A 17,132-nucleotide genomic window follows, 5' to 3' on the forward strand; every position below is an offset into this window, starting at 1 on the left:
GTTCAGACTCGACCCGTCCCCTCACGGGCAAAGTTCGGTTCCGCCGCTTCCAGCCGTGGCACCGCAATGCCCAGCCGTCGTGCTTCCGCGAGGGTGTCTCGGCAGATCTCACGCGGCTCCTCGGCGTCGGGGTCGGAGTGCGCCGCGAAGTTCACGCGTATCGGCGTGACGTGAGCGGTCAGCCAGGCGAGCGCGGGGGCCGTCAGCCAGGTGGGCGCCCGGAACGGCAGCAGACCGCCCCGGTGACGTCGCAGGTCGACGCCGCGCGCCTGGAGAAGCGGCAGCAGTTCGCGACCGGCCAGCAGCGCCTCGCGGAAGTCGCGCGTCGACCCGGCCAGCTTGGACAGGGAACCCAACCGCAGGCCCTGCGAGAACAGGCCGGCATCCGAGGCGAAATGGACCCACAGCCAGCCGCGGAAGTCGGGCCGCTCCTTGATTCGGAGCCCGGCTTCGCGAAACGCCTGGCGCACGGCCCGCTCCCGGTCGGTAGGGGGCTGGCCGAGGGCGCCGAAGATGACCGACGGCAGCAGCCCCCCACGGAGCACGCCGTCCGCGCCGAAACCGCCGCCGGCCTGGGGAAAGCCGAAGGCGATCTGGTCGGGCGGGAGTGCGCCGATCGCGGCGAGCGGCTCGGTCCAGATGTTGCCGAAGACCAGCACCGTGGCCTGGCCGACACGCGGGGACAGGAAGGCCGCCGCCTCCGGGAGGCGGTGGTGCGGCACGCCGAGCACGATCAGGTCGAAGTCGTGGTCCGGCTCCAGCGCCTCGCGGTAGCGCACCGGCCACTTCTCGACGACGCGCTGCCCCCACACCCGGCGCCGCATATCGAGCAGGTCGAGGTCCACTGCGTCTCCGTACGTCGCCGCGCGGCCCGGCCGGACGTAGAACTCGACGTCATGTCCCCCCTGTTGCAGGACCCAGCCGTAGACGGTGGCGATCACGCCCCGGCCGAACATCAGGATCTTCACGCTGCACCTCGTGGGGTACGATCGAATTGGAGGTCATCTCCACTTTCTAAGATATGGAGGTCGTCTCCATTTGTCAACGCGAGGGAGCGCATGACCGCCGACAAGCCGCTGAGGGCCGACGCCCAGCGCAAGCGTGAGGCCCTGCTCGCCACGGCCCGGGAGGTCTTCGACGCCGGGGGCTTCTTCGACCTGCGCTTCGATGACTTCGCTCGCCTGGCCGGGGTGGGCACCGGCACGCTGTACCGCCACTTCCCCACCCGGGAGGCACTGGCCGAGGCGGTCTACCACGGGGAAGTCGCCGCGCTGTGCGACCGCGCCCGCCAGCTACAGGCCACGTTGCCCGCGGCGGAGGCGTTGGCGACCTTCCTACGCGGCATGGTCGACCACATGGACGCCCACGAGGGCCTGGCCCGGACGCTGGCCACGCTCATGGCCGATCGCTCGGGCGCCCTCGCCGAGGGCAGCCGGGCGCTGGAGCGGGCTGTCACCGACCTGGTGGCCGCCGCCGCGCAGGAGGACGCCGTTCGCGGCGACGTGGACGCCGGTGCCGTGATGATGGCGCTGCACGGCATCGGCGCGGCCCATGACCGTCCCAACTGGCGGGCTGAGGCCGACGACGTCATCACCCTCGTGCTGGACGGACTGCGCCGACCGGACTCGGACGGATAGCTCGCGCGATTCGCCAGCCGAGCGCAGACGCCTCACGCGACCCCTGCCGGTACAACCGGGCGCGGAGTCGACGAGCGTCCGCGTCCGGTCGGCCACGTTCGCCCCACCGATCGGTCGATCAGGCGCGCCGGGGGGCTACGCGGTGAGCTGGGCCTCGCCGCGCAGCCAGCGCCGCAACAGTTCCTTGCGGACCTTGCCGGTCTCGTTGCGGGGCAACTCGGGCAGGACCTCGATGCGGCTGGACTGGTACCACTGCGTCATACCGCGCTGGTCGAGGTAGGCGCGGATGTCCTCGAGAGTCGGTGGGGTGGCCCGGGAGACGATCACCGCGCACGCCAGCTCACCGCCGTTCCCGTCCGGATAACCCACGAGGGCGACCTCGTCGACGCCGGGGTGGGTGAGCACGACCGATTCGACGTCGGTGACCGGGATCATGAACGAGCCGGCGATGCGGTCGGTGGCCCGGCCGAGGAGCCGCAGGCCGCCCCGGCTGTCGGGAACGGCGAGATCACCCATGTCGTACCAGCCCCCGTCGTGCTCGGCGAGCACGGCGACCTCCCCGGTGTCGCGACCGACCGTGGCCAGACACAGCCGGCTACCGCGCAGGTACACGCGCCCGGGCGACTCGGCGGTGACCGGACCGTCCGCGCGCAGGTCGATCTCCACGCCCGGCGTGGGCCGGCCCACGCTGCGCGCCGCCCAGCCCGGCGGGTCCCCGGGCCACGTCATGGTGCCACCCGCCTCGGTCGAGCCCCAGATGGTGTGCAGGTTCAGGCCGAACACCTCGGCGACGTCCGCGACCAGGGGTGCTGGGGTCGCGGTGCCGAAGGCACCCCCGATCCGCAACGTGGGCAACGGCCGGGGGCGCTGCCGCACCTCGGCGACGAGCTCCGCCCACACCGTCGGTGCGCCCCACATCGTGGTCGTACCCGTCTCGGCCATCAGCTCGATCCCGCCCGCAGGCTCCCAGACGTCCATGAAGACCGCGGTACCGCCCACGAGGAGCGGGAGAAGGTTGACGAGGGTGATCCCGCCGGCATGGCTCACCGGGGACGATGTGGCGGCTGTGTCGTGCGGGCCGTAACAGAAGACCTCGGCGATGCTGTAGCGGGCCAGGTCGTCGAGTGGCGTTTCCGCCCGCCACGCACCAAGCGCGCGGAACCGCTCGATATCCGAATCAGATGGACGCAGTCCCAGCGCCGTCCGGAAGTCCGTTCGACAGGCTGAATCAATTTCCACGTCGTCAAGCTACGGGGCGATCCCCCAGCCTTTTCCAGTTTGCGCAGCCGACGAGTGGACGATCGGAGCCGTACGCCGCAGTAAATGTGAAGCGCCCAACCGGCGCAATACCGAAGCCAGTCACGTTCAGAGGGTGATCAATACGATTCCTGCGGTGACGATGATCGCCGCCACGATGCGCGAGCGCCCGAAGCGCTCCTTCAGCACGACGGTCCCGATGATCGCTCCGAAGACGATGCTGCTCTCCCGGAGCGCCGCGACGGCGGCGGTCGCCCCGCTGGTCTGGGCGTAGAGCACGAGCCCGTAGGCGAGGAGAGAGACGAGCCCGCCGACGAGGCCGCGCGTCAGCGTCGAACGGCTGATCCCGGCCAGAAGGCCGCGACCCCGGGCCATGAGCGCGACGGCGGGAACCACCGGGCCCTGGAGCAGGAACATCCAGGCTGCGTAGACCGGCACCGCCGTCGTCGCCACCGCCTGGGCGTCCACGACGGTGTAGGCGGCGATGCACGCCCCCGTCGCCACCGCTGCCCCCAGCGCAGGAAGCTGCGCCCGGGAGAAGCGACCCTGCTCGAGGGCGAGACTGACGAGCCCGACCGACATGACGAGGACACCGACCAACTGCCACACGGGCAGGGTCCGGCCGAGCACCGCGACCTCGATCACGACGACGAGCCACGGGGCCGTTCCGCGCGCCACCGGGTAGACCTGGCTGAACTCGCCGAGTCGGAAACTGGTGAGCAGCAGCAGGTTGTAGGCGACGTGCAGGGCGGCGGAGGCCAGGATGAGTGGCCACGCCGACGCGGGCGGCAGCCCGAGCCCGACGGCGACGGCACCGCCGACCACCGTGTAGGCGACCCCGATGAGACCGAAGCCGACCAGCCGGTCCGTCACGGCGTGAGCCATCGCGTTCCACGTCGCGTGGAGCAGCGCGGCGAACAAGGTGATCGCGACGAACTCTCCACCGACTCCGGCGGACGGGCCGCGCGACGAGGCGAGGGCATGGGTCAGAGGGGCAGTCACCACGATGGCTCCTGGGATCGATCCCACACGAAGTGGGCCGTCGAACACGGAGCCCTCGGGGCTTTTATCCCGTCGGGTGTCGACCAGACGTCCAGGCGGACTGCCTCGCCGTGGCGCCGCTCGGCCCAGTCCTGAGCTGCCCTGATTGTCGGCCGGGAGGCGGACGGTCAGCGGAACCCTAGGCGCAACCACATGCTGTTTCGGACCGTAACACGGCGGCTATGCCGTGATCAGCGCCGCAACCGCTGCCGGGTTCTCCACGTGGGCGTTGTGGCCGAGCCCGGGCAGGTCGACGGAGTTCGGTGCGAGCGCCAGCAGGTCGTCGGAGCTGACCATCGGGTCGTGCTCCCCGCGGGCCAGCACGACCGGCACGGGAGCCGAGGCGAGCAGGGCGGCCACCCCCGGTTCGCCGATGCCGAAGGCGCGCGGGTCGAGGGTGGGACGCCAGCGGCCGCCCTCCTCGACGACGCCCGCGGCCACCGCCGGATCGTCCGGCCCGACCAGGCCGTCGAGCCCGGCGACGCGCAGGTGACGGGCGACGGCCTCGGCGCGGGTGTCGAAGCGCACGGGCTCCCTGGCGGCGATCTTCGCGGCACGGACCAGGTCGTCGTCGGTCCAGGCGACCTTGATCCCGAGACCGACCATCGCACGGACGCCGGGACGGCTCGCGAGGTGCAGCGCGACGACCCCGCCGAACGAGTGCCGACGACCACCGTGCCCGCGGGGTCGACCAGGTCGGCGACCGCCGCGGCCACCGCGGGGAACGTGTAGTGGGGCAGCGGGGCCGACCCGCCGTGCCCCGGCAGGTCGGGCGCCACCCAGGCGCGCCCGCCGAGGGCCTCCCCGGCCCCGTGCCACACGTCGGAGGTGGCGCCGAGCCCGTGCAGCAACAACACGACGGGGGCGCTACCGCCGCCCCGGAGCACGCGGAGACCGGTCACGGCGCCAGCATCCCGCATCCGATCACCGCACGGTGCACATCCAGTGGCCACCGTGCACACCCCAGGACGTGTGTGCGGTGGCCACCAGGTGTGCGCGGTGGGGTCAGGCGCTGACCGGGGCCCGGGACTCCAGGCAGGCCTGGGCGTAGGCCGCCGGGGTGAGACCGACCGCCGTGGTGAAGTCGCGGATGAAGTGGGACTGGTCGAAGTAGCCCAGCTCGGCGGCGACCTCCGCCCACGGCCGGTGCTGCTCCCTGGCGAGCGCCGCCGCGGCCTCGTGCAGCCGGTAGCGGCGGAGCACCCACTTCGGGCTGACCCCGACGTAGCGCCGGAACAGCCGCTGCAGGGTGCGCGGGCTGATGTCGAACCGCTGGGTGACGTCGTCGACCCGGCTGATCGTGCGATCGTGCAACAGGGCCACGACGATCCGGCCGACCAGCGCCACCTGCGGGTCGTGCGGGGGCCTGCGCTCCCGCAGGAAGGCCTCGACCAGCGAGACGAGGTCGTCGACGCCGGGCGCCGCCGTCATCCGCGTGGCCAGTTGGCCGGCGGCGGAGCCCCACAGCTGCTCGGCGGGCAGCACCACGTCGGTGATGTGGGAGACGGGGGCGCGGAGGAACGGCAGGAAGGCACCCGGACGGAACTTCACGCCGAACACCCGGCCCGACTCGCGGTAGCAGTAGGTGAACCGGTTGCGGCCCACCCCCGAGACCGCCAGCCGCCCGCCGTCGAGCACGAGGTTGACGCACGGATGCGGCAGCAGCGTGACCGATGCTTCGCGCCCCGGCGGCAGATCCCAGGACACGAGCCAGTGGCGCTCGACGAGCTCGGCCAGATCGGGCGCGGGCGGGAAGCGCTCCAGGGAGAAGCCGGCATCGCCCACCCCGAGAACGCCGGATTCGCTCGTGGTGGGCACAGGCTCCGTCACACGCTCAGCATGCCCGCCACCTCCGACAACTCCCAGAGCCGCGACACGGATCCGCGGGGGTTCTGGACGGGGCGGGTGACGGGGCATGCTCACCCGGGTGGACGTCCGCCAGATCTACGCCCGGTGCAGCGCGGAGTTCGGCGCGCAGGTGCACGCCGTCGACGGTCGCTGGGACGCACCGACACCCCTTCCCGGCTGGACCGTGCGCGATCTGGTCCGCAATCTCGTCGAGGAGGAGCTGTGGGCGCCACTGCTCTTCGCCGGCTCGACGGTCGAGGAGGTCGGCTCCCGGTTCGAGGGCGACCTGCTCGGCGCCGACCCGGTGAGCGCGTTCGACGACGCGGCGGCACGGGCGCTCGCCGCCGTCTTCACCGAGGGGGCGATGGACCGCGTCGTCCACCTGTCCTTCGGCGACCACCCCGGTCGCGAGTACGCCATGCAGCTCGCTGCCGACCACCTCGTGCACGCCGTCGACCTGGCCCGCGCGCTGGGTTCCGACGAGACGATGGACGCCGGCGTCGTCGCGGCCGTGCGGGCCTGGTTCGGCTCGATGGAGTCGACGTACCGGGAGATCGGGGTGATCGGCGCACGGGTCGACGTCGCGGCCGGGGCCGGGGCGCAGGCGGAGCTGCTCGCGATGATGGGCCGGACGCCGTGAATGTGCTCGCCCCTCCCATTCCTTGACAACTTTTCTTGTCGGTGGGACCGTTCGCCCGTGCTGGAGATCGCGGTCATCGACGACCCTGCAGCGGCGGGGATCTCGCTGGACCCCGTCCGCGCCCGGCTGCTGGCCGAGTTGGTCGAGCCCGGGTCGGCCAGCAGTCTCGCGGCGAAGGTCGGGCTGCCCCGGCAGAAGATCAACTACCACCTTCGCGCACTGGAGCACCACGGTCTCGTCGAGCTGGTGGAGGAGCGGCGCAAGGGCAACATGACCGAACGGGTCATGCAGGCCACCGCGGCCAGCTACGTGATCTCACCTGCCGCGCTCGGGGCGATCGCCCCCGATCCCGGTCGCGCCCCGGACCGGCTCTCGGCGCGGTGGCTGATCGCCGTCGCCGCCCGGACCGTGCGTGAGGTCGGCGATCTCCTCGCAGGCGCGACGAAGGCGGGCAAGCGGCTGGCCACGCTCGCGATCGACGGCGAGGTCCGGTTCGGCTCGGCGAGGGACCGGGCCGCTTTCGCCGACGAGCTCGCGGCCGCGGTCACCGCGCTCGTGTCCAAGTACCACGACGACAACGCACCAGGAGGTCGCCCGTACCGGGTGGTCGTCGCGGTGCACCCGAGCACACCGAAGGAGAAGCCATGACGGAACGGCGGCTGGAGCTGGACCTCGAGCTGGACGCCGACCCGGAGACGGTGTGGGAGGCGATCGCCACCGGGCCCGGTGTCGCCACCTGGTTCGTGCCCCAGCGGGTGGAGCCGCGCGAGGGTGGCGCCGTCGAGCAGGACTACGGCAGCGGTTACGAGGCGTCCGGCCGCGTGACGGCGTGGGAGCCGGTCTCCGCAGAGGGGCGCGGACGGTTCGCCTACGGCTCCTTCGAGCAACCCGAGGACGGCCGCCCCGACTACGCCTACGAGTTCCTGGTGGAGGGCCGTGACGGCGGCGGCACGGTCCTGCGGTTCGTACAGACCGGATTCCTCGACGGTGCCGGCTGGGACGGCGAGTACGACAGCTTCGAGGCCGGATGGCGCCTCTTCTTCGGCAACCTGCGCAGCTACCTCGAGCACTTCGCCGGCCTGCGCGCGCAGAACGTCCTGACGATGGGCTACACGACCGGCTCGGCCCACGAGGTGTGGCCGGTGCTCCACAACGCGCTCGGGCTCCCCGGCCACCCCGCCGTCGGCGCCGACGTCACCCTCGTCCCGGACGGGCCGAGCCCCATCCGCGGCGTGGTGGACGTCGCGAACGACGAGTTCCTCGGGGTCCGGTCCGCGCGTGGCCTGCACCGCTTCGGCGCCGAAGGCGCTGAGGGGTGCGGCGTGAGCGCCTACCACTACTTCTACGGCGACCCGGTGGACGTCGAGGGGCTCACCGCCGGCTGGCAGGAGTGGCTGACACGTCTGTTCCCGCTGCCCGCCGGCAGTCCGGACCCCCGCTGAGCGAGCGCTCAGGGGCGCCCGAGGCGCATCTGCTCCAGCCTGCGGATCCGTTCCTGCAGCGGCGGGTGCGTGGAGAACAGCCTGGTCATCTGCTCGCCCGTCCGGAACGGGCTGGCGATCATCAGATGTGACTGGGACATCAGCTGCGGCTCGGGGGGCAGCGGCGCGAGCTGGGTGCCGCGCTCGAGCTTGCGCAGTGCCGAGGCCAGCGCCAGCGGGTCGCGCGTGAGCTCGGCGCCGCTCGCGTCGGCCTGGAACTCCCGCGAACGGCTCACGGCCATCTGGACGAGCCCGGCCGCGACGGGCCCGAGCAGCGCGATCAGCAGCAGCGCCAGCGGGTTGGGCCGCTCCTCGTCGCCGCCGCCGAACAGGCCGGCGAACATGGCGATGTTGGCCAGCAGGCTCACCATCGACGCGAGCGCCCCGGCCACCGAGGAGATGAGGATGTCGCGGTTGTAGACGTGGCTCAGCTCGTGGCCCAGCACCGCGCGCAGCTCCCGCTCGTCGAGCATGGCGAGCAGCCCGGTGGTGGCGCACACGGCGGCGTGGCGCGGGCTGCGACCGGTGGCGAACGCGTTGGGCGCCGCGGTGGGCGAGATGTAGAGGCGTGGCATCGGCTGGCGTGCCGTGCGCGAGAGCTCGCGCACGATCCGGTACATCGCCGGGTGTTCCGGCTCGGTGATCGGCCGCGCGTGCATCGCGCGTAGCGCGAGCTTGTCGGAGTTGAAGAACGCATATCCGTTCATCGCCAGCGCGACCACGAACGCGATCAGCAGCCCACCGCGGCCGAACAGCGACCCGACGAGCAGCACCAGCGCGCTCAGCCCGCCCAGCAGCAGCGCCGTCTTCAACCCGTTCATCGACCTGTGCACGTCGGGTCCTTCCTGTCCCGATCCGTGAACGAACAACGACCGGGTCGTGTTCCGGAGGCCGGGCCGAGGCCGACGTGACGGGCGTGACGGCGCGCTCGGGCCGTCTCCGGAGCAAGATGCGCCCATGGCCACCGCAGTCCACAGCGAGATCACCAACCGGGTCGCCGTTCTCACCCTGTCCAACCCGGAACGGCGCAACGCGATGAACATCGAGCTTTCCGAGAAGCTCGCCGACGCGGTGCAGTCCGCCACGACGGACGACGGTGTCGGCGCGATCGTGATCACAGGCGAGGACCCGGCGTTCTGCGCGGGCGGCGACCTCGGCGAGCTCGCCAAGGCCGACCCGGCCACGCTGCACACCGTCTACGCAGGCTTCCTCGCCGTCGCCGACTGCCCGCTGCCGACCATCGCCGCCGTCAACGGCGCGGCCGTCGGCGCGGGGCTGAACCTGGCGCTGGCCTGCGACCTGCGGCTCGCCGGCCGGCACGCGAAGTTCGACGCGCGGTTCCTGCCGCTCGGGCTGCACCCGGGCGGCGGCTACACGTGGATGGTGCAACGCGTGCTCGGCCCGCAGGGAGCGGCGGCGCTCACGCTGTTCGGTGATGTGCTCGACGCCGAGGAAGCCGCCCGGATCGGGCTGGTGCACCGGGCGGTGGACGACGTGGTGGCGGCTGCCGTCGAGCTGGCAGGCCGGGCCGCGGCGGCGCCCGCCGACCTGGTGCGCACCACGAAGGCCACGCTGCGCCTGACCGCGGGCATGACGACGCAGGCCGAGGCCGTCGAGGTGGAGGTGCGAGCTCAGGCCGCCTCGGTGCACTCCGACGAGTTCCAGCAGCGGCTCGCCGCTCTCCAGACGAAGATCAGCAGGTCAAGCCGCGATCAAAAGGGGTAAGAAGGACATACACCCGCATGAACTGTGCGGTGTGACGTCGAACGGGGTGCAAGGACACCCATACGTACCGAGAGTTAACCTCGCATGGCACCCCGAGCACGCCCCCTCGACCCGAGGACCGACCTCGAATGACTTCTGACACCGCCGTCGACCAGTCCTCAACACACTCCGGCGGCGGCAGGCCGGTGATTCAGCGCGACCGCGTGGTCATCCGCTTCGCCGGCGACTCCGGCGACGGCATGCAGCTCACCGGCGACCGCTTCACCTCGGAGACCGCCGCATTCGGCAACGACCTGTCGACCCTGCCGAACTTCCCGGCGGAGATCCGGGCGCCTGCCGGCACCCTGCCGGGCGTCTCGTCGTTCCAGCTGCACTTCGCGAACTACGACATCCTGACGCCGGGCGACCGGCCCGACGTCCTCGTCGCGATGAACCCGGCGGCGTTGAAGTCGAACGTCATCGACCTGCCCGCCGGCGGCGTGCTGATCGTCAACACCGACGAGTTCACCAAGCGGAACCTCACGAAGGTCGGCTACGAGTCGAACCCCCTCGAGGACGGTTCCCTGGAGCGGTTCTCCGTGTTCCCCGTCGCGATGGCCACGCTCACCCGCGGCGCCCTCGAGGAGACCGGGCTGTCGAAGAAGGACGCGGAGCGCGCGAAGAACATGTTCGCGCTCGGCCTGCTGTCCTGGATGTACCACCGCCCGCACGAGGGCACCGAGCGGTTCCTGCGCGAGAAGTTCGCCCGGCGTCCCGATCTGGCCGAGGCCAACATCCTGGCGTTCCGGGCGGGCCACGCCTACGGCGAGACCACCGAGTCGTTCGCGGTGACCTACGAGGTCGCCCCGGCGAAGCTCGACGTGGGCACCTACCGGCAGATCACCGGCAACACCGCGCTCGCCTACGGGATCGTCGCGGCGGGCCAGGTGAGCGGGCTGCCCGTGTTCCTCGGCTCGTACCCGATCACGCCGGCGTCGGACATCCTGCACGAGCTGTCCAAGCACAAGTCGTTCAACGTCACCACCTTCCAGGCCGAGGACGAGATCTCGGGCGTCGGTTCGGCACTCGGCGCGGCGTTCGGCGGCGCGCTGGGGGTCACCACCACGTCGGGGCCCGGGCTCGCGCTCAAGTCCGAGACCATCGGGCTGGCGGTGGCCCTGGAGCTGCCGATGCTCGTCGTCGACGTGCAGCGCGGCGGCCCGTCCACCGGTCTGCCCACCAAGACCGAGCAGGCCGACCTGCTGCAGGCCATGTTCGGACGCAACGGCGAGGCCCCGGTGCCGATCATCGCGCCCCGCTCGCCCGGCGACTGCTTCGACGCCACGCTGGAGGCGGTGCGCATCGCCGTCACCTACCGCACGCCGGTGCTGCTGATGTCCGACGGTTCGCTGGCCAACGGCTCCGAACCGTGGAAGGTGCCCGACGCCGCCACGCTCGAGCCCGTCGACCCCAAGTTCGCCACCGAGCCGAACGCGCCCAACGGGTCGGACGAGTTCTGGCCCTACCTGCGCGACGACGACACGCTCGCCCGCCCGTGGGCCATCCCGGGCACGCCCGGGCTGGAGCACCGCATCGGTGGCCTGGAGAAGGCCGACGGACGCGGCTCGATCTCCTACGACCCGGACAACCACGACCGGATGGTCCGGCTGCGCGCCGCGAAGATCAACGGCATCTCGGTGCCCGACATCGAGGTGGACGACCCCACCGGCGACGCGGAGCTCCTGGTGCTGGGCTGGGGCTCCACCTACGGTCCGATCGGGGCAGGCGCCCGCCGGGTCCGCGGCATGGGCAAGAAGGTCGCCCAGGCCCACCTGCGCAACCTGAACCCGCTGCCCGCCAACCTCGGCGAGGTGCTCGCCCGGTACAGCACCGTGCTGGTGCCCGAGATGAACCTCGGTCAGCTGTCGGTGCTGCTGCGGGCGCGCTACCTGGTGGACATCAAGAGCTACACCAAGGTCTCCGGCCTGCCCTTCAAGGCCGAGGAGCTGCAGGACCTGTTCCTCGACTATCTCAATCCGAACAGCATCGAGCCGATTCGCATCAATGGGGTGCACGCATGACCGCGATCGACCTCGGGCTCCCGCAGCTCGGCGGCCTCGACGGAGTTCCGACCACCGACGAGAAGCAGACGGCCAAGGACTTCACCTCCGACCAGGAGGTGCGCTGGTGCCCCGGCTGCGGTGACTACGCCGTGCTGGCCGCGGTCCGCCAGTTCCTCCCCACGCTGGGCATCAAGCGCGAGAACACGGTGTTCGTGTCGGGTATCGGGTGCTCCTCACGGTTCCCGTACTACCTCAACACCTACGGGATGCACTCGATCCACGGTCGCGCCCCCGCCATCGCCACCGGTCTCGCCGTCACCCGCCCCGACCTGTCGGTGTGGGTCGTCACCGGCGACGGCGACGCGCTGTCGATCGGCGGCAACCACCTCATCCACGCACTGCGCCGCAACATCAACCTCAAGATCCTGCTGTTCAACAACCGGATCTACGGCCTGACGAAGGGCCAGTACTCGCCCACGAGCGAAGAGGGCAAGGTCACCAAGTCGACCCCCATGGGGTCGGTCGACCACCCGTTCAACCCGGTCTCGCTGGCCCTCGGCGCCGAGGCCACGTTCGTCGGCCGGGCGCTCGACTCCGACCGCAAGGGCCTCACCGAGGTGCTCGGCGCGGCCGCCGCACACCGGGGCACCGCGCTGGTCGAGATCTTCCAGGACTGCCCGATCTTCAACGACGGCAGCTTCGACGTGCTCCGCAAGGGCGACGAGGCCGCCGAGCGGCTCATCCCGGTGCGCCACGGCGAGCCGATCCGGTTCGGCCCCCAGGGCGAGGACGGGCTGGGCAGCTACGCGGTCGTCCAGGACGGGTTCGGCCTGGGAGTCGCGAAGGTCGACGAGGTCGGCGCCGACCGTGTGGTCGTCCACGACGCCACCGACCACAACCTGGCGTTCGCGCTGTCCCGGCTGTCCGACCAGAACCTCACGCACACCGTCACCGGGATCTTCCGCAACGCCGACCGCACCACCTACGACGACGCCGCCCGCGCGCAGGTGGACGAGGCCCGCCGCACCAGGACGGCCGACCTGCAGGCGCTGCTCAACGGCCGCGACACCTGGACCGTCGCCGGCTGATACTCCCGCCGTCCCGCCAGCAGCCACCGCCCACACCGGGCGGTGGCTGCTGGCGTAGATGCCCCCTGTGCGCCGCGCTGTCGAGGCGCGCGACGGAAAGCCGTCGGCCGCGATCGGGTACGCCTCCCATCAGGTGACTTTCCGGCAACTCTGCGTAGATCACAACGTGCCAGGAAGGCAATTCCTTCCACACAATTGCCACGATCGGACGCGTAACTTAACTAAAAGTACTGCATTAATCCGATGGTGTTACACGATTTGGTGGCAGTCGGATTACCCGATACATTCACCTCAGTCGGCGATGGCTCCCCGAAGACCGCTGACTCGGAGCGTCGGCATTGCATGTCGACACATCAATGAGGAGACGTCTGTGCTGAAGAAGCTTGGAATGGTGGCTGCTGTCGCCACCGCCGGCATGCTCGCCCTGAGTCCGCTGGCGTTCGCGGGCGACAAGGACGGCCACGGCGACCGCTCGAACGACCGCAGCACCAGCAGGAGCAGCGAAGAGACCTCGGTGGCCGTGGAGGACAACAGCGTCCAGCGCAACCAGGTCAACGTGTGTGAGTTCGACCAGGACTCGTCCGCCGTGGGTGGCCTCGCCGGCCCGATCCTGCCGCTGCCGACCCAGATCCAGATGCTGAACTGCGTGAACATCGGCGACGGTAGCTCGCTTGTTGCGCCGCTCGCACCGGGCGCGCCGCTGCCGCTGCTGGGCGGCTGAGCGATCAGCAACACATAGAAGCACGAATACGAGGAAGGGCCCGGACCATTGGTCCGGGCCCTTCCTCATGCGCCCGTGATTCCGATTGTGTGGGCTTCTCCGGCCCCAGCAGGAACGGGCCTCGCCGCGACACCACCGCCAGGTCGGCGCCAGCGCAGACCCGGACCAGGCCCGTTCAGCCGGTATGCGTCGCCGACCGTGCCGGACCTGGAGAGCACCAGGAACTCAGCCTGCGAGCCGACTGCGAACACACGAAGACCCCAGGTGCCAGACCTGGGGTCTTCGTCATGGGCGGGACACATCGACCAGGCAAGGTGCCCCGTGAAACCACAGCCCAGGAAGCTCGAGTCATGGCCGCAACGCAAAGAGGGAGGGCCCGGACCTTGCGGTCCGAGCCCTCCCCTTCGATCACGTCCCTACGCGTCAGGGGACGGCGGGGGGCACCACGGGAGGCGGGGTGGGCGCGGCGTCGTCGTCGTCAGCCTCGGCACCGTCACCGAGGTTGACACAGTTGCCGTTCTGGTCCTGCGAGATCAGCGGCAGGACCGCCCCGACGAGACCGGGCGTCACCGTGGAGTCCTGGTCGAAGGAGCAGAGGTTGACCTGGTTCCGCTCGACGCTGTCATCCTCGAATGCGAACAGGGTCGACTGGTTACCCCGGTCGTCACGGTCGCGGTCACCGCCACGGTCGTAGTCGTGCGCGAACGCCAGCGGGCTCAGCGCGAGCATGCCGGCGGTGGCGGCGGCCGCCATGATTCCAACCTTCTTCAGCACAGACGTCTCCTCATTGATGTGTCGACATGCAATGCCGACGCTCCGAGTCAGCAGCGTTGGCGGGGAGCCTCCGCTGACCGAGATGAATCTATCGCGCATTACAGGCGAATCCAAATCGCGTAACACCATCGGATTAAGACAGTACTATCGGTTAAGTTACGCATCCGATGGTGCGTATTTATCCGAGTGTTCTTGCGCTCACGAACACCGTTTTTCTACACAGCGTGAGTATCTTCCTCGGCGATCCCACCCGAACGAAGGACGTAACCAACGGGCTCGGGAAGGCGCTCTAGGAGCGGATTTCCGGATGTCGCTGTACACGCACGGACCGGCAGTCCGGCCACACTCCTGGCGGAGTCGCCGAGCTGCTCGCCGTCGAGGCGGGAGAGCCCGAGAAGGCGTGAGCCGGCCGGACAACCAGATGACCCCGAGCCGCCCGGGCTCGGGGCCTTCGCCGTGGGAACATCAGCCAGGCAGCTCGCCCCTGCGAATGCCCGTCGGAGTGCGCTCTCGAGCAGAAGAGGAGGGCCCGGGCCGATGGCCCGAGCCCTCCTCTTGCTCTTGCTAATGTGCTGTCCGACCCCAGAATCAGGGGATCACGGGCGGCACGACCGGCGGCACCACCGGCGGCACGACCGGCGCCGGGATCACCTCGGCCTCGGGCGAGTACTCGGAGGCATCTCCGACATTGACGCAGTTGTTGTTCTGGTCCTGGGAGACCCCCGGCAGGATCGCGCCGACGACCGTGGACGGCAGGATGGTCGAATCCTGGTCGAACTCGCAGAGGTTGACCTGGTTCCGCTCGACACTGTCGTTCTCGAACGCGAACGCGGTCACCTCGTTGCGGTCGCGGTCGCGGTCACCAGGGCCGTCTCCGAAACCCTGCGCGAACGCCAGCGGGCTCAGGGCAAGCATCCCGGCGGTGGCAGCAGCTGCCACCATTCCAACCTTCTTCAGCACAGACGTCTCCTCATTGATGGTCGACATGCAATGCCGACGCTCCGTGTCAGCGGCTTGGGCGGGGAGCCTCCACTGACCGCGGTGAACGTATCCTGCATTCCCCTCGAATTCAATTGCGCCACACCATCGGATTAACAAAGTACTGTCGGTGAAGATACGTATCTGATCGGGCTGAATCTTTTCGGGCTGTTTCTGCCGGCCGGCCGTCCTTGGTGCACGGAGGGTGGTGACGGCCCACCCGAAGGTGGCGTAACCATCACGGGCCGACGGCCACCCCGAGAGCCTCGTGGACCTGTCCAGACACGAGAGAAGGGTCCGGACCACGAGTCCGGACCCTTCTCGTACCTACAGCGCCAGGTCTTGTCAGATCTCGGGCGGAAGGATCGGGGGGATGATGGGCGGGATGACCGGCGGCACGACCGGCGGCACGACCGGATCGGCCTCGTCCGGCGCCGTGATCCCCGAGCCGTCGCCGAGATTGACGCAGTTGCCGTTCTGGTCCTGAGAGATCAGCGGCAGGACCGCGCCGACAGGACCGGGTGTGACCGTGGAGTCCTGGTCGAACGAGCAGCGGTTGATCTGGTTGCGCTCGACGCTGTTGTCCTCGAACCAGAAAAAGAACGACTCGTTGCCGCCACGGTCGCGATCCCCGTCGCCACGGCCACCGTCATAGCCCTGCGCGAACGCCAGCGGGCTCAGCGCGAGCATGCCGGCAGTAGCGGCAGCCGCCACGATTCCAACCTTCTTCAGCACAGACGTCTCCTCATTGATGTGTCGACAGCCGTAGCTCGGTCGGGGAGGTTTCGCTGACCGAATTCGAACGTATCGTGCAGTCTGCACACATTTCAATTCGGGCAACACCATCGGATTACCAGGCGTAGTCGTCGGGGTGGGCCGGGCCGGCGAGCTCGCGCCGGCCCCACGCAACACGAAGGCCCCGGGTGCTGAGCCGGGGCCTTCGTCGTTCACACCAGGAGACGCAGGGTATATGTAACTAGACATGCGCCCGGATGTACAGGGGGGTTCGGGTAATCATCCGATCGAGTGCGGATACCGCCCGAATGGGCACGGCCAGTCGTGGCGTGACGAAGCGCGGGACCGGTCACGCACACTCCGCCGTTCCGACGTCCGAACACAGGAGAAGGGCCCGGACAATGGTCCGGGCCCTTCTCTTTGCTTGCTGGTTTCGAATCAGCCGACGAGCAGGAGGGGCACCACGGGCACCACGGGCGCAAGCGGCGGGATGACCTCAGCCGGCGGCTCGAACTCCGAGCCGTCGCCGACATTCACACAGTTGTTGTTCTGGTCCTGCGAGATCGCAGGCAGAATCGGGCCGACCAGGGCCGGCGTCACAACGGAGTCCTGGTCGAAGGAGCAGAGGTTGACCTGGTTCCGCTCTTCGCTGCTGTCCTGGAAGCCGAACGCGGTGGTCTCGCTACCGCGGTCACGGTCACGGTCGCCACGGCCTCCCTCGTAACCCTGCGCGAACGCCAGCGGGCTCAGCGCAAGCACGCCGGCAGTAGCGGCGGCCGCTACGATTCCAACCTTCTTCAGCACAGACGTCTCCTCATTGATGTGTCGACATGAAACGTCGACGCTCCGAGTCAGCGCTTCAGGGGGAGCCCTCGCCGACTGGGGTGAATCTATCGCGCATTCCACAGGTGACCAAATCACGCCACACTATCGGATTAACAAAGTACTGTCAGTTAAGATATGCATCTGATGGTGGATACTTTCCCCGGCATTCCCGACGCCGCGAGCCTCATTGTTCAACAGAAGGTGACACGTTCCGTCGCAATCCCACCCGAACGATGGCGTACCCATTCGCAGGCCGCGACGTTCCGTTGCCGGGTGCGGTGCCCCGACGGAGGCCGGATTCGGGTCGTTGTGCTGGCACCCCAGCACCGAAGTGGGCTCT

Annotated in this window: 18 protein-coding genes and 1 pseudogene; 8 read left to right on the forward strand and 11 right to left on the reverse strand. The window is 69.7% G+C overall.

Annotation, left to right across the window (positions count from 1 at the left end):
* Positions 1 to 2: 2 nt before the first annotated feature.
* Positions 3 to 968 carry a ketopantoate reductase family protein gene (locus tag AC5L35_RS16930; RefSeq protein ID WP_495060590.1) on the reverse strand — a complete coding sequence of 322 codons (966 nt, stop codon included), beginning with the start codon at positions 966 to 968 and terminating at the stop codon, positions 3 to 5.
* 90 nt (positions 969 to 1,058) lie between these two features.
* Between AC5L35_RS16930 and AC5L35_RS16935 the strand changes: the two genes are divergently transcribed.
* The gene (locus AC5L35_RS16935) at positions 1,059 to 1,637 is read left to right on the forward strand and encodes a TetR/AcrR family transcriptional regulator (RefSeq protein WP_495060591.1); all 579 of its coding nucleotides are present in this window, start codon (positions 1,059 to 1,061) and stop codon (positions 1,635 to 1,637) included.
* A gap of 135 nt (positions 1,638 to 1,772) precedes the next feature.
* Here AC5L35_RS16935 and AC5L35_RS16940 read toward each other — a convergent pair whose 3' ends face one another.
* From AC5L35_RS16940 to AC5L35_RS16960, 5 genes and pseudogenes are all read right to left on the reverse strand, one after another.
* Positions 1,773 to 2,876 (reverse strand): class I adenylate-forming enzyme family protein, encoded by a 1,104-nt coding sequence (locus AC5L35_RS16940; RefSeq protein ID WP_495060592.1) that lies wholly within the window; start codon positions 2,874 to 2,876, stop codon positions 1,773 to 1,775.
* 126 nt (positions 2,877 to 3,002) lie between these two features.
* Positions 3,003 to 3,899: an EamA family transporter gene (locus tag AC5L35_RS16945; protein WP_495060593.1), complete on the reverse strand. Its 897-nt coding sequence runs from the start codon at positions 3,897 to 3,899 to the stop codon at positions 3,003 to 3,005.
* 216 nt (positions 3,900 to 4,115) lie between these two features.
* Entirely contained in the window at positions 4,116 to 4,541 is a 426-nt protein-coding gene (locus tag AC5L35_RS16950) for an alpha/beta fold hydrolase (protein WP_495060594.1), read from the reverse strand.
* 134 nt (positions 4,542 to 4,675) lie between these two features.
* Positions 4,676 to 4,855, reverse strand: a pseudogene (locus AC5L35_RS16955) (alpha/beta fold hydrolase); the annotation flags it as partial.
* 85 nt (positions 4,856 to 4,940) lie between these two features.
* A complete protein-coding gene (locus AC5L35_RS16960) occupies positions 4,941 to 5,765 on the reverse strand; it encodes an AraC family transcriptional regulator (protein WP_495060595.1) in 825 nt (274 codons plus the stop codon).
* 85 nt (positions 5,766 to 5,850) lie between these two features.
* Between AC5L35_RS16960 and AC5L35_RS16965 the strand changes: the two genes are divergently transcribed.
* From AC5L35_RS16965 to AC5L35_RS16975, 3 genes are read left to right on the forward strand one after another with little or no spacing between them, the layout of a single operon-like run.
* Positions 5,851 to 6,423, forward strand: a complete 573-nt coding sequence (locus AC5L35_RS16965; RefSeq protein WP_495060596.1) for a TIGR03086 family metal-binding protein — start codon at positions 5,851 to 5,853, stop codon at positions 6,421 to 6,423.
* A gap of 57 nt (positions 6,424 to 6,480) precedes the next feature.
* The gene (locus tag AC5L35_RS16970) at positions 6,481 to 7,071 is read left to right on the forward strand and encodes an ArsR/SmtB family transcription factor (protein WP_495060597.1); all 591 of its coding nucleotides are present in this window, start codon (positions 6,481 to 6,483) and stop codon (positions 7,069 to 7,071) included.
* Positions 7,068 to 7,865: an SRPBCC family protein gene (locus AC5L35_RS16975; protein WP_495060598.1), complete on the forward strand. Its 798-nt coding sequence runs from the start codon at positions 7,068 to 7,070 to the stop codon at positions 7,863 to 7,865. Before AC5L35_RS16970 ends, AC5L35_RS16975 begins: the two co-directional genes overlap by 4 nt.
* A gap of 8 nt (positions 7,866 to 7,873) precedes the next feature.
* On the opposite strand, the gene htpX is transcribed toward AC5L35_RS16975, so the two are convergent.
* The gene (gene htpX / locus AC5L35_RS16980) at positions 7,874 to 8,737 is read right to left on the reverse strand and encodes a zinc metalloprotease HtpX (RefSeq protein WP_495060599.1); all 864 of its coding nucleotides are present in this window, start codon (positions 8,735 to 8,737) and stop codon (positions 7,874 to 7,876) included.
* 124 nt (positions 8,738 to 8,861) lie between these two features.
* Between htpX and AC5L35_RS16985 the strand changes: the two genes are divergently transcribed.
* From AC5L35_RS16985 to AC5L35_RS17000, 4 genes are all read left to right on the forward strand, one after another.
* A complete protein-coding gene (locus AC5L35_RS16985; RefSeq protein ID WP_495060600.1) occupies positions 8,862 to 9,629 on the forward strand; it encodes an enoyl-CoA hydratase in 768 nt (255 codons plus the stop codon).
* A gap of 128 nt (positions 9,630 to 9,757) precedes the next feature.
* Positions 9,758 to 11,689, forward strand: a complete 1,932-nt coding sequence (locus AC5L35_RS16990) for a 2-oxoacid:acceptor oxidoreductase subunit alpha (protein ID WP_495060601.1) — start codon at positions 9,758 to 9,760, stop codon at positions 11,687 to 11,689.
* Positions 11,686 to 12,759: a 2-oxoacid:ferredoxin oxidoreductase subunit beta gene (locus AC5L35_RS16995; RefSeq protein WP_495060602.1), complete on the forward strand. Its 1,074-nt coding sequence runs from the start codon at positions 11,686 to 11,688 to the stop codon at positions 12,757 to 12,759. Before AC5L35_RS16990 ends, AC5L35_RS16995 begins: the two co-directional genes overlap by 4 nt.
* A 370-nt stretch (positions 12,760 to 13,129) precedes the next feature.
* Positions 13,130 to 13,480, forward strand: a complete 351-nt coding sequence (locus tag AC5L35_RS17000) for a hypothetical protein (RefSeq protein WP_495060603.1) — start codon at positions 13,130 to 13,132, stop codon at positions 13,478 to 13,480.
* A gap of 423 nt (positions 13,481 to 13,903) precedes the next feature.
* Here AC5L35_RS17000 and AC5L35_RS17005 read toward each other — a convergent pair whose 3' ends face one another.
* From AC5L35_RS17005 to AC5L35_RS17020, 4 genes are all read right to left on the reverse strand, one after another.
* Positions 13,904 to 14,254, reverse strand: a complete 351-nt coding sequence (locus AC5L35_RS17005; RefSeq protein WP_495060604.1) for a hypothetical protein — start codon at positions 14,252 to 14,254, stop codon at positions 13,904 to 13,906.
* A 588-nt stretch (positions 14,255 to 14,842) separates the two neighbouring features.
* Positions 14,843 to 15,214, reverse strand: a complete 372-nt coding sequence (locus AC5L35_RS17010; RefSeq protein WP_495060605.1) for a hypothetical protein — start codon at positions 15,212 to 15,214, stop codon at positions 14,843 to 14,845.
* A gap of 363 nt (positions 15,215 to 15,577) precedes the next feature.
* Positions 15,578 to 15,922, reverse strand: coding sequence for a hypothetical protein (locus AC5L35_RS17015; RefSeq protein ID WP_495060606.1), 345 nt, complete (start codon positions 15,920 to 15,922; stop codon positions 15,578 to 15,580).
* A 483-nt stretch (positions 15,923 to 16,405) separates the two neighbouring features.
* Positions 16,406 to 16,771: a hypothetical protein gene (locus tag AC5L35_RS17020; RefSeq protein WP_495060607.1), complete on the reverse strand. Its 366-nt coding sequence runs from the start codon at positions 16,769 to 16,771 to the stop codon at positions 16,406 to 16,408.
* Positions 16,772 to 17,132: the final 361 nt, after the last annotated feature.

Source organism: Pseudonocardia sp. OZ21, assembly GCF_059359135.1.

What these genes read in the sequence shown, in the direction of transcription:
- AC5L35_RS16935 (WP_495060591.1), top strand. Translation starts at nt 1,059, where the DNA reads ATGACCGCCGACAAGCCGCTGAGGGCCGACGCCCAGCGCAAGCGTGAG.
- AC5L35_RS16950 (WP_495060594.1), bottom strand. Translation starts at nt 4,541, where the DNA reads ATGGTCGGTCTCGGGATCAAGGTCGCCTGGACCGACGACGACCTGGTC.
- AC5L35_RS16965 (WP_495060596.1), top strand. Translation starts at nt 5,851, where the DNA reads ATGCTCACCCGGGTGGACGTCCGCCAGATCTACGCCCGGTGCAGCGCG.
- AC5L35_RS16975 (WP_495060598.1), top strand. Translation starts at nt 7,068, where the DNA reads ATGACGGAACGGCGGCTGGAGCTGGACCTCGAGCTGGACGCCGACCCG.
- AC5L35_RS16985 (WP_495060600.1), top strand. Translation starts at nt 8,862, where the DNA reads ATGGCCACCGCAGTCCACAGCGAGATCACCAACCGGGTCGCCGTTCTC.
- AC5L35_RS16990 (WP_495060601.1), top strand. Translation starts at nt 9,758, where the DNA reads ATGACTTCTGACACCGCCGTCGACCAGTCCTCAACACACTCCGGCGGC.
- AC5L35_RS16995 (WP_495060602.1), top strand. Translation starts at nt 11,686, where the DNA reads ATGACCGCGATCGACCTCGGGCTCCCGCAGCTCGGCGGCCTCGACGGA.
- AC5L35_RS17015 (WP_495060606.1), bottom strand. Translation starts at nt 15,922, where the DNA reads ATGCTCGCGCTGAGCCCGCTGGCGTTCGCGCAGGGCTATGACGGTGGC.